Origin of the sequence: Streptomyces sp. NPDC048002 (assembly GCF_040653275.1) — a bacterium.
Taxonomy (GTDB): domain Bacteria; phylum Actinomycetota; class Actinomycetes; order Streptomycetales; family Streptomycetaceae; genus Streptomyces.
The window spans coordinates 189996-203000 of record NZ_JBEZNL010000003.1 but is presented as its reverse complement, the minus strand read 5'-3'; the positions used below and the strand labels follow the sequence as shown (position 1 = coordinate 203000).

Annotated in this window: 18 protein-coding genes; 3 read left to right on the top strand and 15 right to left on the bottom strand. The window is 66.9% G+C overall.

Going from position 1 to position 13005, the window contains the following annotated elements:
• Positions 1 to 47: 47 nt before the first annotated feature.
• From AB0E07_RS06700 to AB0E07_RS06650, 11 genes are all read right to left on the bottom strand, one after another.
• Complete coding sequence (locus AB0E07_RS06700) at positions 48 to 1217, bottom strand: tyrosine-type recombinase/integrase (protein WP_362247184.1); 1170 nt, start codon at positions 1215 to 1217, stop codon at positions 48 to 50.
• The gene (locus AB0E07_RS06695) at positions 1217 to 1432 is read right to left on the bottom strand and encodes an excisionase family DNA-binding protein (protein ID WP_285430295.1); all 216 of its coding nucleotides are present in this window, start codon (positions 1430 to 1432) and stop codon (positions 1217 to 1219) included. The genes AB0E07_RS06700 and AB0E07_RS06695 overlap by 1 nt, the downstream gene beginning before the upstream one ends.
• A complete protein-coding gene (locus AB0E07_RS06690; protein WP_362247182.1) occupies positions 1429 to 2709 on the bottom strand; it encodes a replication initiator in 1281 nt (426 codons plus the stop codon). Before AB0E07_RS06690 ends, AB0E07_RS06695 begins: the two co-directional genes overlap by 4 nt.
• Positions 2710 to 2860: 151 nt before the next feature.
• Positions 2861 to 3100 (bottom strand): SpdD protein, encoded by a 240-nt coding sequence (locus tag AB0E07_RS06685; RefSeq protein ID WP_362247392.1) that lies wholly within the window; start codon positions 3098 to 3100, stop codon positions 2861 to 2863.
• Positions 3101 to 3117: 17 nt separating this feature from the next.
• Complete coding sequence (locus AB0E07_RS06680; RefSeq protein WP_362247180.1) at positions 3118 to 3312, bottom strand: hypothetical protein; 195 nt, start codon at positions 3310 to 3312, stop codon at positions 3118 to 3120.
• Positions 3313 to 3322: 10 nt separating this feature from the next.
• The gene (locus AB0E07_RS06675) at positions 3323 to 3514 is read right to left on the bottom strand and encodes a mobile element transfer protein (RefSeq protein WP_362247178.1); all 192 of its coding nucleotides are present in this window, start codon (positions 3512 to 3514) and stop codon (positions 3323 to 3325) included.
• A complete protein-coding gene (locus tag AB0E07_RS06670; RefSeq protein ID WP_362247176.1) occupies positions 3514 to 3714 on the bottom strand; it encodes a hypothetical protein in 201 nt (66 codons plus the stop codon). Before AB0E07_RS06670 ends, AB0E07_RS06675 begins: the two co-directional genes overlap by 1 nt.
• A gap of 20 nt (positions 3715 to 3734) precedes the next feature.
• Positions 3735 to 4319: a DUF2637 domain-containing protein gene (locus AB0E07_RS06665; protein ID WP_362247174.1), complete on the bottom strand. Its 585-nt coding sequence runs from the start codon at positions 4317 to 4319 to the stop codon at positions 3735 to 3737.
• Entirely contained in the window at positions 4319 to 4579 is a 261-nt protein-coding gene (locus AB0E07_RS06660) for a hypothetical protein (RefSeq protein WP_362247172.1), read from the bottom strand. Before AB0E07_RS06660 ends, AB0E07_RS06665 begins: the two co-directional genes overlap by 1 nt.
• 82 nt (positions 4580 to 4661) lie before the next feature.
• Entirely contained in the window at positions 4662 to 6035 is a 1374-nt protein-coding gene (locus AB0E07_RS06655; RefSeq protein ID WP_362247170.1) for an FtsK/SpoIIIE domain-containing protein, read from the bottom strand.
• Positions 6036 to 6040: 5 nt separating this feature from the next.
• Positions 6041 to 6391: a hypothetical protein gene (locus tag AB0E07_RS06650; RefSeq protein WP_362247168.1), complete on the bottom strand. Its 351-nt coding sequence runs from the start codon at positions 6389 to 6391 to the stop codon at positions 6041 to 6043.
• 165 nt (positions 6392 to 6556) lie between these two features.
• Here AB0E07_RS06650 and AB0E07_RS06645 point away from each other — a divergent pair, with 165 nt between their 5' ends.
• Entirely contained in the window at positions 6557 to 6967 is a 411-nt protein-coding gene (locus AB0E07_RS06645) for a hypothetical protein (RefSeq protein ID WP_362247166.1), read from the top strand.
• 30 nt (positions 6968 to 6997) lie between these two features.
• Here AB0E07_RS06645 and AB0E07_RS06640 read toward each other — a convergent pair whose 3' ends face one another.
• From AB0E07_RS06640 to AB0E07_RS06630, 3 genes are all read right to left on the bottom strand, one after another.
• Entirely contained in the window at positions 6998 to 7726 is a 729-nt protein-coding gene (locus AB0E07_RS06640) for a GntR family transcriptional regulator (RefSeq protein WP_362247164.1), read from the bottom strand.
• Between the two features lie 90 nt (positions 7727 to 7816).
• Positions 7817 to 8254 carry an ATP-binding protein gene (locus AB0E07_RS06635; RefSeq protein WP_362247162.1) on the bottom strand — a complete coding sequence of 146 codons (438 nt, stop codon included), beginning with the start codon at positions 8252 to 8254 and terminating at the stop codon, positions 7817 to 7819.
• Between the two features lie 277 nt (positions 8255 to 8531).
• The gene (locus tag AB0E07_RS06630) at positions 8532 to 9272 is read right to left on the bottom strand and encodes a GntR family transcriptional regulator (RefSeq protein ID WP_362247160.1); all 741 of its coding nucleotides are present in this window, start codon (positions 9270 to 9272) and stop codon (positions 8532 to 8534) included.
• Between the two features lie 100 nt (positions 9273 to 9372).
• On the opposite strand from AB0E07_RS06630, the gene AB0E07_RS06625 reads away from it, so the two are divergent.
• Positions 9373 to 10491 carry a DUF1152 domain-containing protein gene (locus tag AB0E07_RS06625; protein ID WP_362247158.1) on the top strand — a complete coding sequence of 373 codons (1119 nt, stop codon included), beginning with the start codon at positions 9373 to 9375 and terminating at the stop codon, positions 10489 to 10491.
• Positions 10488 to 10718 (top strand): hypothetical protein, encoded by a 231-nt coding sequence (locus AB0E07_RS06620; protein ID WP_362247156.1) that lies wholly within the window; start codon positions 10488 to 10490, stop codon positions 10716 to 10718. Before AB0E07_RS06625 ends, AB0E07_RS06620 begins: the two co-directional genes overlap by 4 nt.
• A gap of 364 nt (positions 10719 to 11082) precedes the next feature.
• Here the strand turns inward: AB0E07_RS06620 and AB0E07_RS06615 are convergent, their stop codons facing one another.
• Complete coding sequence (locus tag AB0E07_RS06615; protein ID WP_362247154.1) at positions 11083 to 12969, bottom strand: NACHT domain-containing protein; 1887 nt, start codon at positions 12967 to 12969, stop codon at positions 11083 to 11085.
• Positions 12970 to 13005 lie beyond the last annotated feature (36 nt).

Genomic DNA, 13005 nt, shown 5'->3' with positions numbered 1-13005 from the left:
AAGAAGGCCCAGGTCATCGACCCGGGCCTTTTTGCTGTCCGCTGCGATCACTCGCCGCGTGCCAGATTCGTGCCAGAAGCCTGGTCGCGCTCCTTCTCTCTGGCCGCAGCCCGAGCCTTCCGCACGGTCGCATCCAGCCCGGCGGCGACCTCTTCCTGCCGCTCGTCGTCGGAGTGCTGATAGATCAGCGCCGCCTTCTCCGAGGACTGCCCGGCACGCACCATGGTGTCCTTGAGCGTGGCACCGGAGCGCGTGGACAGCGTGTGCCCCGTGTGCCGCAGGTCGTAGAACCGGAAGCCCTCTGGCATCCCTACGACCTCCCGCGCCCGCCGCCACCTCCGCCCGAAGGTGCTGCGCCGGAACGGAGCACCCTTCTCCCCCACGAAGATCAGCCCATCGGGGCCCGGCTCGGCGTAGCTCTCCAGATGCCAGCGGAGCTCCCGGCGGAGGAACGCGGGAAGAATCACAGTCCGGGTGCCCGCCTCCGACTTGGTGTCGCCCTGGACGCGCCGCCCGTTCATTCGCTCAGGCTCGGCGAGACGCACGCGGACGCGCAGGTTGTCGAGGTCGACGTCTCGACGGCGGAGGCCGGCCAGCTCTTCCGGCCGCATCGGACCGTACGCTCCGAGGTAGACCATGAGCCGCCACCGCATCCCGACCGCTTCGGCGAGGGCATCGACCTGGGCGACGGTCGCGATACGCCGCTCAGCGGCCTTCTCCTTCCCCGCTCCCTTGATCCGGCACGGGTTGCGGGTGATCAGCTCGTCGTCCACGGCCGTTTCCATGATGGCCTTGAGGAGCCGGTACGCCTTGGCCGTCATCGTCTTGGCGTTCGTGGTCCGCAGCCGATCGGCCCGCCACTCACGGACACGCGGAGCGGTGATCTCGTCCAAGTCCGACTCAGCGAAGGCGAACAGGTGCTTGTCGAGGAGGTAGCGGTAGAGGTCGCGGGTGAGCGGTGCAAGCTCCCGTTCCTCCACCCACTTGTCGGCGTAGGCCCGGAAGCTCACTGCACCTGCTTCGGGGTCGCGCCACTCCCCCCGGCGGATCTCCGTCTGTTTCTCGGCAAGCCAGTCATCGGCGTCGGCCGTGGTCTCGAAGGTGATGGGAGCCGGACGCATCACGCCATCAGGGCCCGGATAGCGCGCCTGGTACCGGCCGGAGGGAAGCCGTCTGATCGCACCGAAACGGCGGCGTCTGCCCTTGCTATTGGCCATCAGGCAGCAGCCCTCCCGAAGCGGGAGCGAGGCCGCCGCAGCGGCTCCACCGTACGAGAGGCGATGTACTCGCGAAGGGCGCTCTCCGGGATACGGACGTACCGGCCGACCTTGACGTACCGGATGCGCCGCTCCTCGATCAGCCGCCGAGGGAAGCGCGCGGTCGTGCCCAGCAGCTCGGCGACCTGGTCCACGGACAGGTAGCGGTCGTTCATGTGGTCGGCTCTCCTTCCGTTCCGGGAGCGGGTTCGAGGGATGCGGCAAGCCAGGTCTCCCCCGCGCTCAGGCCCGTTCCGGCGAAGACCCAGTGCGCGAGGACGAGCGTGGTCTCGCCGTCCTGGGGCGCGGGCGGAGCGGCTTGGGCGCGGCGCCACTCGGCGCGAGCGTCGCGGAGGGCGCCGAGGGTGGTGGAGTAGCGGCGGGACTTGGTGGAGAAGTGGCCGCGGAAGCCGAGCATGTGGGCCCAGGCGCGCAGACGAAGGTGTGCGAGGTCCTTGCGTGCGCCGAGGGTCCAGGCGGTTCGGATGAGGCTGCGGGCGTGATCGGTGATGCGTGCGTGCGCCAGTTCGGCGAGGAAGCGGATCGGTCGGTCGAGGGTGCCGGTCGTGGTCTCGGCGCCCTTGGTGGCGTACTTGGCGATGTACGCGGCTACGGCCCGTTCGGTCAGTTCCTGGCCGTTGTCGAAGTCGGCGGTGCGGATCGGGCGGACGTCGAGCTGACGCCCGAAGGCGAAGGTGTGGGCGCGGCCGTCGATGGTCGGGCCGTCGATGCGGGCGGCGGCCGCGGCAGCGCGGATGGCGTCGGTCAGCAGCTCGGCCGTGGCCCAGGCCGGGGGTGGGGTGTCGCCGCCCTCCGGGCCGTCGAGGCGGATGACCGCGTGGAAGTGGACGGCGCCCCGCTTCTGGTATTCGGCGACCTTGGCGAAGGAGACACGGGCGTGGTCGCGGAAGGCGCGTTGGGTGAGGCCGGCACGCTTGGCGACCTCACGGCGGAGGTAGATGGAGAAGCGCCGCCAGAGGGCCCCGGCATGGGCGTTCCAGAGGACAGCCGCTTCGTAGTCGTAGGTGTCGGGGTCGAGTGGTGTGCCGAGGGCTGCGTCCTCCTGGTCGTGGTGGGTGCCGCAGCGGCAGGGGCGGTTGTCGGTGCGGCGGTTGTGGACGGGGCCGAAGCCGGGGGCGGTGAAGGTGGCGAAGACACGGGGGTGGGCGGCGACCTGGTCTGGGGTGCCCTTGCCGCCGCGGAGGCCGGCGGTGATCAGGTGGTAGGTGTCGCGGCGGTAGGTCTCGGCGCAGGCCGGGCAGCGGGTTGCGCGGCGGTTGTTGCAGCGGACGAGGAGGTGACCGGCGGGGAGGGTGGCCGAGTCGAGGTGGCGTAGGACGTTGCCGATCTCGCCCGTGCGGGTGTCGACGTCGTATTCGGTGCGGTGGCCGTCGAGGCGGACGGGGTGGGTGCAGCCGCCCAGGCCCGCGAGCTGTCGCGCGAGGGCGGGCATGGTGCCGAGGGCGGCGAGGGTGCTCAGCTCCGCCAGCGGGGGCGGGGGCGAGTGGGTAAGGATGGGAGTCCCTTTCGGCTGTTTCGGCGGTTGGGAGGGGATGGCACCGGGGCGGCGGGATGCTTGGCGGCGTTTGCCGCCCCGGTGCCGGTCAGCGCCTGTTGGCGCCTGTGACGAGAGAGCGCAGGACCACGGCGGCGATGGCCACGGACACGGCCGTCACGGCGACGGCCGCCAGGAGCGCGGTGAGGACGATGCCGACGACGACCACGGCGGCGACCGCTCCCACGTAGGAGGTGAGCGGACGGCCGGCGGAAGGCACGGGAGCCTGGTGTTGCGGGGTGATGATCGTGGGCAGGTGCGGAGCCTCGGGGAGCTGCGGGCGGAACAACACGGCGGACCTCCTTGTCACTTGTTGTCGCCGTTGACGACGCCGACCCCGGTACGGGTGCCGGTTTCGATGGCGGGGGCGAGGAAGGTGTGCGAGAGCCAGAAGCCGAACAGGGCGATCACGACGGCGGCCCAGAGGCGGACGCCGAGGAACTTGATCGCGGCCCAGGCGATGACACCCAGGACGAAGACGAGCGGGAGAGAGACGGTCACGGGGATCTCCTCAGCGGACGCGGCAGCGGTGGGTGCGGGCGGCCAGCTCGGCGGCGGTGCGGCTGTCGTAGTCGGCGGAGAAGCCGCAGCGCGGAGCCGTGCAGACGGCGGCGTGCTTCTCGCGGCCCCGGCCGTCGTGGTAGGTGCCGACCTGGACGGGACCGATGCGGACGACGCGGCGGAAGCGGGGGGTGGCGGACATCAGGGCAGCTCCTTCGGTTCGTCGTGGTTCTCGCCGGTGAAGTCGGCGACGTGGTTGAGCAGCCACCGCCGGATCTCTTCGCCCTCGATGTCGTCGGCGACGAGGATCACGGGTTCGGCGATGAGCATTGCTTCGGTGAGGCGGTTCTGACGGGTCAGCTCGGCCGCGCGGTTGAGCGCACGGAGCGTGGACGGGCGCATGTGCGGAAGCACTCCTGAGTTCAGACGAGTTGGGCGGCGATCGCTTCGGCGAGCGGCAGCGGGACGCCGAGCCGGGCGCGAAGGGTTGGGGCGTCGATGGGGGTTCCGGTCCGGGCGCGGTGGTCGTCGGCGACCTTGCGGGCGTGGGCGACGAGGGCGGGTGGGACGGGGGTGGCCAGCAGCGGAGCCGTTTCGGTTTCCTGGGTCGGCAGTTCGGTCGGAGCCGTCGCCGGTTCGGGTGCGTCGGTCGGTCCGTGGGCGAGAAGCGTGCCGCCGAGGAAGGCGACCGCGGGCCATCCGGCGACGAGGATGCGCAGCCAGGCCGGTACGGCGTCCAGGTCGAGCAGGCCGGCCGTGGCGACGTTGGCGCCGAGCGAGGCGGTCAGCGCGACGAGGAACCAGCACCACCCGGCCGCCTTCGAGCCACCGGAGCGCAGTCGCCGCCAAGCGGCCACCAACAGCAGGTCAACGGAGACCGGGTAGGCCCACGCCTTCCAGCCGTCCTGCCCGGCAGCGGCAGCCAGGTCGTGAAGGTGGGCGAAGGACAGCGCGGCGGCGATCAGAGCTTGGACGAGTACGGCGTCCACACGGACGGGCATCCGCATCACAGCCGCTCGCCCCGGTCCGACTCGCCGTCAGGCAGAGCGGCGGCGTAGGCCTCCAGGGCCTTGACGTAGTCGGCGCAGGCGACGGCCAGCTCACGTGCGAACGCCAGGTGTTCGGCGACGGGCACCCGCGCGAAGGCCGACACGGTCAGGGAGTGGCCCTCACCGTCGAGGGTGAGGATCGGCGTACGTGTCGTGCCGTACTGGGCGAGGCGGACGATGGTGTTGCCGTCCGCGTAGAAGGCCATGGAGGCGGTCACGGGCGTTCCTCTCCGATTCGGGCATGGCGGGGGTAGGGACATGGCGCGGGAATGCCGCGCCGGCCGGTGGTTCGGGTGGCGGTTACTCGGTGACCGGGCGGGAAGCGGTCGCCGTCCCGGAGTCCGCTACGGGCGAGGGCGGGACGTACGGCAGGAAGGGCGAGAGCGCCGGAACGTCCGGGGCGAGGTGCGCCAACGCACGGCAGACGGCCGCAGCGTCGGCTAGGGACAAGTAGGGGGTGCGGATGCGGGACCAGCCGCCGGAGGTGTCGCCGACGACTGCGAGACCGGGTAGTTCAGGGGCGATGGAGCAGGCCGCGTAGACCGCTTCGGGCGCAATGTCGCCGAGCGCCATCTTGGCGGAGGCTTCATCATTTACGCGGTGGCAGACACGGCCGGTCAACTGCGCCCGGAGCATGGTCGCGCCCTTGCCGAGTTCGGCGCCGAAGCGCTGCCCGCACACCTCCAGATAGATGCCGGCCGCGCGGCCGAGCTGGGCGAGGCGGATGAGATGGGTGACCATCTCATCGCGCCGTTCCTCGTCCTTGCGGGTGGCGACGAGGAAGAGTTCCGCCACCTCGTCGACGAACAGCACGATGGGCACGGGCCGTTGGTGCTCCGGCAGGCCCCAGATGTCCGAGGTGATCTCCTCGTCCGGCGTGCTGGGCGCGATGCCCTGCCGGGCCTTGATCAGGTCGTAGCGGTCCTCCATTTCCTTGACCAGGACCGGCAGCAGTTCGGCCGCCTCGTCCGGGTCAGTGGCCAGCGCGGAGAGCCGCGCAGCGAACGGCGCCAGCTCGACACCGCGCTTGCAGTCGATGCCGACCAGGGCGACGGCTTGGGCCGCGAGGCCGGCGATGAGGTGCCGGAGGTACATGGACTTGCCGGACAGCGTGGCGCCGAGGACGAGCTCATGCGGTACGGCGCGGTAGTCGCGGACGCACGCGGTCGCGTCCTCTCTCAGGGCCACCGGTACCCGCAGAAGCCCGCTGTCGACGCGGCGAGGCATCCGGACCTTGCGTAAGACGTCGTAGCCGACGAGCCGCAGTTCCACGACACCGGGCTTGACGTCCCGCACGTAGACGGCGTGAACGCCCCAGGCGTGCCGCAGCCGTTCGGCCGAGGCCGCCACGTCCGCCGGCTCCTGTCCGGGGGCGAGCCGCAGCCGTATCCGCAGGCCGGTCGAGTTGGGCCGGATCACTCCGCGTCGCGGAGGAACGGGCCGAACCTCCCGCCGAGTCGTCGCCCGGACGGCCAGAGCCCGCCAGCGGGACGGCTCGACGGTCAGCCCGCAGGCGTCCATGGTCGAGGAGTACGAGGCCAGCAACCGGGCCACCGAGAGCGGCAGCCCGACCGTGGACCAGTACGCCGCCGGGTGGGCGTGCCGGGCGTAGGCCGCGCCGCCTATCACGGCGAGCGGTCCGCCCAGCTCTGCCAACGTCACCAGGTCGGTCACGTCGATCAGCCCGCCTGAGCCATCTGGAAGGCACCGGGCATGACGGCGGTGGCCCGGTAGGCGATGCCGTGCCGCTCACGCCCGTTGAACACGCTCTGCCAGGGCCGGGCGACGAGCCCCGGCAGCGAGACCGGAGCGCCGACGGTCAGCCCGTCCGTCACTCCGCTCTCGGGGATCGTGACCTGGATCAGCGACGACTCACCCTCGTCGATGTAGACGACGCCGATGGTCATCAGCGCCTCTCCGCTCACGGTGTCCTTCGCGATCTCACCGGTCTGCCGGTCGCGCACCTTCGGCGCCGGCGCTTCGGTGAGCAGGATCGTGGCGGTCGAGGCGTCAACACGGATCACACGCACAGAGGTTCTCCTTCGATTCGACCAACTCGCCACATGACAAGTTGACTTAGCAAGTTTGACGTTAGGGATGCCAGGTTGACTTGTCAAGTGGCTTGATGGGTGCCGCCAGGCGAGACGCGTAGCGCAAGCGCACCATGAAGCAAGCAGCACGAAGGAGGGCGCGACATGGGCAAACAAGACCGCGCTCAGGAACCACAGTCATGGGGTCCCCGCAAGCCACCCGGAGCCGCGCCACCGCCGGGCGCCTGGCCGACACCACCCCAAGGCCCCACGCCAAGCGGCTACCAGCAGGCCGGACCGACACCCCAGCCGAAGAAGCGCCGCCCAGTCTTCCTGTGGATCTTCCTGGCCATCCAGATACTCTTCTTGATCTGGGTGATCACGGGCGCCGCGAGCGGCAGTGGCACACCCGAGGAGTGCCGCGGCCTGACAGGCAGCGACCTGGACTTGTGCGAGGACGCAGGCGACGTGGGAACCACCATCGGCGTGGGACTCATCATCGGTCTCTGGGCGGCGGTGGACATCATCCTCGGCTTCAGCTACGTGGTCTACCGACTCGCCACCCGACGCACATGAGGCGCGCCACCGCAGCAGCCGGCCCGCAGCTCAGCTGAGCCGGTAGGTGTCTTCGAGTTCCTGCCGGTCAGCGGGGAGCAGCACGTCAGAGACTTGCAGTGCCTGACCGGAGGCGTCGCACGCGACGACCAGGACGCTGAGGACAGGCACACCGTCCGGGAGCTCCAGAAGCTCCGCCTCATCCCGCCCCGGCAACCGGGCCGAGACCCGCTCCGTCACGTGGTCGAAGCGAACCTTCTTTCGCGCCTCAAGGTGAGCGCGAGTACCGCTCCCCAAGGGGTCGGCGCTCTCCAGCTCGGTGCCCTCGGCCAGGCCGGCGGGGAAGTACGACGAGACCAGCTCGACGGGTTCGCCGTCCTCCACGACGAGGAACCGCCGTACGAGAACCTTGGCGCGCCTCGGCAACCCGAGCACGGCGGCAACGCGCGCCGGCACAGGTACTTGCCCAACCTCGACCAACCGCCCCGGAGTCTGCGACTCGTCACGCGTGAGCGCTTCACTCCCCCGCCGGTCCTTGCGCTCGACGACAGCGGGACGCCCCCGGACGATCGTGCCAAAACCCTGCCGGGACTCCAGCCAACCGTCACGCTTCAGCAGCTCCAGCGCCCGGACGACGGTCGGACGGGACATCCCGAACGCCTGCACCAGCTGATTCTCACTGGGCACGCGGCTACCGGGCGCGTATGTCCCGTCCTCGATGCGCTGCTGAATCGTCTGCGCGAGGCGTACGTACTTGGGCGCCTCCACTTCATACGCCATGAACGCCGCCTGTCGAGATTGGCCAAGTCAACTGGTCAACCAGACTAACGACATTTCCACTGTGGCAGTAGAAGCGGGTGTTCACCTTTCTCAGGCCAGCCAGGCGTCAGCGACGACGAAGGAGACCACCGTTCCGCCGAAGCGACTGGGCCCGCAGTGCCACGAGTGGGCGATTGAGTCGACCAGGAGCAGGCCGCGCCCGTGCGCGTCATGGGCATCGGGCCGCCTGAGCCGCACATTCGCGGGGAATCCGGGGTTGTGCACCTCGACCCGGAGCGAGGTCCCGTCCCGGAACCACTCGACCCGTACGTGCCACGGGTCATCGGCCTGCCCGTACCGGATCGCGTTGGTGACGAGTTCCGAGATCAACAGCGCGCAGTCCTCGACCGAGCAGGCCGGGTTGTAGAGGGCGATGAACTTCCGGAACCAGCGCCGGGCACGCGGCACGGACTCCGGAGTCGGGTGCAAGGTCATCGCTCCAAGCCGCGGAGAGTCCTCGCAGGGGTAGCGGTCGAGCATGTAAGCCATCCGACGCTCACTCCTTGCCGCTGCCGTCGCAGTCGAGGCAGCGCCGCTTCGACGTGGCACGGGTCCGGTCGGCAGCGACGGCGAGAGCGAGGCTCGTACGCGAACCAACGCGCTTCCAGCCCTGCCCACGGCATCCCCGGCAAGGTAAGTGCGCGCCTTGATCCGGTCGCTGACTCGTCACGCCGTGCCCCCTTCCAGTAAGTGGCCTTAGCCACTTACTGGATAGTGGCATTAGCCACTCGCGACGCGCAAGCCGTTCGCGGCAACTGGCGGACCGTCAGCCGAGCGGGTACCCCTGCTCGAACGCCCAGCGATGCGGCGGGTACGTAGCCTCGGCGAACTCCAACGGCCGGTCCTGGAGATCGAAGACGACGTGGTGAACAATGAGCACGGCCGACCCTGGCGCGAGTTGCAGGTCCGCCGCCTCTTCCCCGGTGGCGCTCCTCGCGCACATGCGGTCCTCGGCATAACTCCCCTGACGTCCGGTCATCTGCTCGACGTACATCAGGGTTCCCTCCTGAATCCGCTCCGGCTCCAGCAACTTGGGCGCACGCTGCCCGACGTCCGGGGCGAACCACGAGGTGGAGAGCGTGATCGGCCCGTCCTGGTTGTTGGTCACGCGCCGACGATGCACAGCCCGCCGGTCCTTGACCAGGCCGAGCGCCTCAGCCACGTGATCGGGAGCCTCAAGCCAGCCGGCGGACGTGATGGCCGCGTACTCACCGGGCGTGTAGATCTTCCCGGTCTGCCGCGCCCGCCCGTACAACTCCCGCGCACGCCGGTTCACTTCGAGGCTCCGCACGTACGTGCCGGACCCCTGCCGCTTCTCCACAAGCCCCTGATGGCTGAGCGCCTCCAAGGCCCGCGCGGCCGTAGGCCTGGACACCTTCCAGTCCGCAGCCAGTTGCCGTTCCGACGGCACTTCGTCCCCCGCCCGCAGGTCACCCCGAAGGATCTGATCGCGGATGAAGTACGCGATCTGGAGATACTTCGGCTGAGTCTCCTCGATCTGCGGCATCTGCCCTCCTCGTCCTACCCGCAGCAAGCGGGCAAAGTGGCTATGGCCTCTAGCCACTATAGAGTGAGTGGTCAACACGGGACGCCGTACTCTTGGGCCCATGACGCGGTTGATCGTCGCAGCAGGAGGAGGGGGCGACACTGTCGCCGCCGCAATGCTTGACGCCGCTCTCCACGGCGACGAGGACCGAGCCGTGATCCTCACGTACGCGTGGGACCGGCTCCTGATCGACCCGGTACCGGGCCCTCGAAGCCCCGATGACTTCACCGGTCTCAAACCGATCACCGCATCCGTCTGGAAGGTGCCGGCGGAAGCCCGCCCGGTCGGCCCGGCAGGCTCCACGCTTCCACGACTCGCGGCAGAGCTCCCTCACACGTTCGCATTGATCGACCCGCGGCACGGGGCTCAGGGCGTCATGCGCCAGCTGGAAGAACTCACCGCGCACTTGGACCTAACCTCGATCGACCTCTTGGACGTCGGGGGAGACGTGCTGGCACGGGGCGACGAACCCACTCTGAAGAGTCCACTCGCCGACGCCCTCACCTTGGCCGCGTGCGCCCAAGTGAACACCCCGGTCAGGCTGCTGGTCGCAGGGCCCGGTCTCGACGGTGAACTCCCACTCGACGACATACGCCCAGCGCTCGGCCGACTCGTCCACACCTTCACCGCGAGGGATGTGGATGCGATCAGCTCCGTCCTGGAGTGGCACCCGTCCGAAGCAACGGGGATGCTCGCGGCGACGGCCCGCGGGGTCCGCGGCACGTGCGAGGTACGAGACGCCGGCCTCCCGATCCCTCTCACCGACGAGGGCGCGACGGTCCACGAGGTCGACCTGGACGAGGCATTGGGCCGCAACGAGTTGGCCCGAGCGGTCATGGCGACGTCAGCCTTGGACGAGGCGGAAGGCCTCAGCCGCGAGATCTGCGGCTTCTCCGAGATCGACTACGAGCGCAACAAGGCTGCATGGCTGAAGGACCGCCCGACGACGAAGCTAGACGCCGACTCGCTACTCCCGCGCCTCGACCAGTTCGAGGCGGAGGCCCGAAACCGCGGAATCACCCACACGACGTTCCGCCACCTCACCGAGGTCCTGGACCTCAACGGCACCCAGCGCGACGAACTGCGTCAGCTGCTCATCAGCAGCTACCCGGAACGGCACGAGGCGCCGCTGTGGAGCGTCACAGGCGCCAGTGCCCACGGCCCGAGCCGGACTCCATGAGCGCCTACAGCAGCGATCCAGACCTCAACGTGCAGGACGTCACCGGCAACGGCACGGAAATCGACGTTGCCACCAACCTTCTGAACGGCGACGTCAGACTCTCGATCCTCTGGACGCAAGAGATCCTCTTGTCCGCCGACGACGCCGAGCAGGTTGCAGACGCTCTGCGACGAGCAGCAGCACAGTCCCGCAGCATCACAGCCGACACCCCCACACCGACTGAGTAACAACCTTCTTCACGGGTTCAAGGCGGCTCGCTCCGCTCCCCGCGCGCGGCCCGGCCCCCGGCCGGGCCTGCGCTCCTGTCTCCGCCCCGCTCCAGCCCGGCCAGCGCCCGTGCCGCGCACACAGCAATCAGCCGCTTGCCGTCAGAGAAGGGGTACGTCGTGGCTGGGGCGGTCGGCTCCACGACTTTAGGCAGCCACTTTGGCGCGAGCCTCGAAGATCATGGCCCCAACGTCGTGCTTTACCGGGCAGGTCCACAGACTGCCCGACGCGCCATCAGCTTACGGGGCCATGATCACTCGCGCCAAAGCAGCTCCAGCCCAAAGCCGCTACGCCGACCTTTTACGCCAAGCAGAAAGCGGTGAATCAATCTTCAACAAGAACGATGCTGCGCCGCACCGCCAGGTCATTCGGCGCCTTTCTTGCCAAGTGGTCTCGAACCATCAGGTGGCGGAACTCAAATGACCCAAGCCTAGGAATCAACATGGAAGATTTTCTCAACGATTCCAGTGCTTTGAAATAATTCCTTGGAAGGAGACCCTTCCTCGCCATGATAACAATGCATAGACGGCGTCTGATCAAGTCGGCTCCACCGTTCTGCAAGGCCGCAAGAAGACCGACGGGGAAGGCGTAAAAGAGTGTATTAATTCCCGGCTGGAACAACATTCCGTCCTTGAGTGCGGGATACAGAGCGTACATCGACAAACCGACGCAAGCGTAGAAGCCGCCACCAACTAGCAGGCCAACAATGAGCGCAGCTCGGCGTAGGCTTGTCAGTTCCTCCCCTGGATAGAAAGGCAGCCGAGACCTTTCGACCCGCTCCGAAGACCAGATCATACGCATTGGAGGCCACATCATCGAGACTGGGAATCCGACGACAACAATGGTGGCCACCACTGGATTTCCCGCGAATGGCATTAGCGATGCAGCCACTACACCTTGAGCAATGAATACGGCGCACAACCGCTTAAGGAATGCCGTCACATTTTTCCTGGCCGCCGTCGCGCGAGAAGCAGGTGCACGCAGCAACTCGTCCTTAGCTATTTTTACAGCCAAGAAACCGAAAGTGAGCGGAAACAAATACGTAAGGAATACATAAACTGTTCGCACGGGTGATTCATCTGCCAGGCCCGTCATTACGGCTCTTACCAGTATCGTCGGCACAACGACGGACAAAAAGCAGCACCACAGCGTAGCTCTAGTTAGATCCCGTTCAAGGCTTTCAGGGAAGTACTCGACTGGCGCTCGGTCAGGATAGAAAGAAGCGACTTTCTTGACTCTGAGAACTTGAGCGATACTAGTCAACCAGGAAATCTGCATAGGCTCATGCGGACTAAATCCCGCGCGCTGCTTGCAGTGCTTTACATACTCCTCTAGAAGCGCTGACTCCATATTGCGTGATTCTACGACGCTGATCGTATCGGCCTCGCGGTAGGTAATCAAAGCAAGCCGAAGAAAAAGCGGGTTCTGAAGCAGGGAACGGAATTTCCTGCTGGCTCGGACCTTGCTTACGAGTTGTTCAAAACCTGACCCGAGGCTACTAATGGAGTGACTTAGATCTTTCACCTTGATCGGATTCAAACTGATCGATCCACGCAACTCAAGGAACTTCCTAGCTTCTTCGTACTCCCTTTTCCTGCACGCAATCACCACTTCGGAGTTCGGGTGCCGCGAGAGGAATTTATTGAGGGCAGTTATGCACTCACGACGTCGGCGGAGGCTAAGTTCATCTAGCCCATCCATGAAGAGTGCCAATTCTCCGTCCATGAACCAGCGCTCCAAGTACTGTTCATGAACACCGTACTGCTGACTGAGCGCATCAATCACCCAGTCTCTTATGTTTTGCTTAGGACCCACCCAAGATGAAAAGTGGAGGTAGAAGGGGATAGGGTTGCTTGAACTTTCCCTAGCCCTTTTGAGAGAATGCCGCATAATTCGACGCAGGATGTATGTCTTACCTGCACCTGGCTCTCCGAGCACCAGCAGGCGCCCCAAAGAGGAGTCAAAGGCATGCGCCATTTCAACCCCTGACACTTCCTTACCGTCGACAGCACCAGGAAGTGATGCAATCTCTCGCCGCGGGTGTGCCACATAACTAACACTATAGTTGGCTGTAACAGGGAACTCTAGATCATCGTCTCCGGACCATAGCTCCTCTTCGGCAAGCCACTTCGGTAACAGCTTAGCCACGAGTCGGTGCCGGACCTTATCGGCTCGACTTTCACGCCAGAGGGCAGGAAGGTTGGTGGTCAAATTGCGTATCTTGACATCTCTGCCGGCAGCGAACTG

Coding starts and splice junctions, on each gene's coding strand:
- AB0E07_RS06625 (WP_362247158.1), top strand. CDS start 9,373: ATGACGCGGTTGATCGTCGCAGCAGGAGGAGGGGGCGACACTGTCGCC.
- AB0E07_RS06695 (WP_285430295.1), bottom strand. CDS start 1,432: ATGAACGACCGCTACCTGTCCGTGGACCAGGTCGCCGAGCTGCTGGGC.
- AB0E07_RS06620 (WP_362247156.1), top strand. CDS start 10,488: ATGAGCGCCTACAGCAGCGATCCAGACCTCAACGTGCAGGACGTCACC.
- AB0E07_RS06675 (WP_362247178.1), bottom strand. CDS start 3,514: ATGTCCGCCACCCCCCGCTTCCGCCGCGTCGTCCGCATCGGTCCCGTC.
- AB0E07_RS06665 (WP_362247174.1), bottom strand. CDS start 4,319: ATGCGGATGCCCGTCCGTGTGGACGCCGTACTCGTCCAAGCTCTGATC.
- AB0E07_RS06645 (WP_362247166.1), top strand. CDS start 6,557: ATGGGCAAACAAGACCGCGCTCAGGAACCACAGTCATGGGGTCCCCGC.
- AB0E07_RS06640 (WP_362247164.1), bottom strand. CDS start 7,726: ATGGCGTATGAAGTGGAGGCGCCCAAGTACGTACGCCTCGCGCAGACG.
- AB0E07_RS06670 (WP_362247176.1), bottom strand. CDS start 3,714: ATGCGCCCGTCCACGCTCCGTGCGCTCAACCGCGCGGCCGAGCTGACC.
- AB0E07_RS06690 (WP_362247182.1), bottom strand. CDS start 2,709: ATGCCCGCCCTCGCGCGACAGCTCGCGGGCCTGGGCGGCTGCACCCAC.
- AB0E07_RS06635 (WP_362247162.1), bottom strand. CDS start 8,254: ATGGCTTACATGCTCGACCGCTACCCCTGCGAGGACTCTCCGCGGCTT.
- AB0E07_RS06630 (WP_362247160.1), bottom strand. CDS start 9,272: ATGCCGCAGATCGAGGAGACTCAGCCGAAGTATCTCCAGATCGCGTAC.
- AB0E07_RS06700 (WP_362247184.1), bottom strand. CDS start 1,217: ATGGCCAATAGCAAGGGCAGACGCCGCCGTTTCGGTGCGATCAGACGG.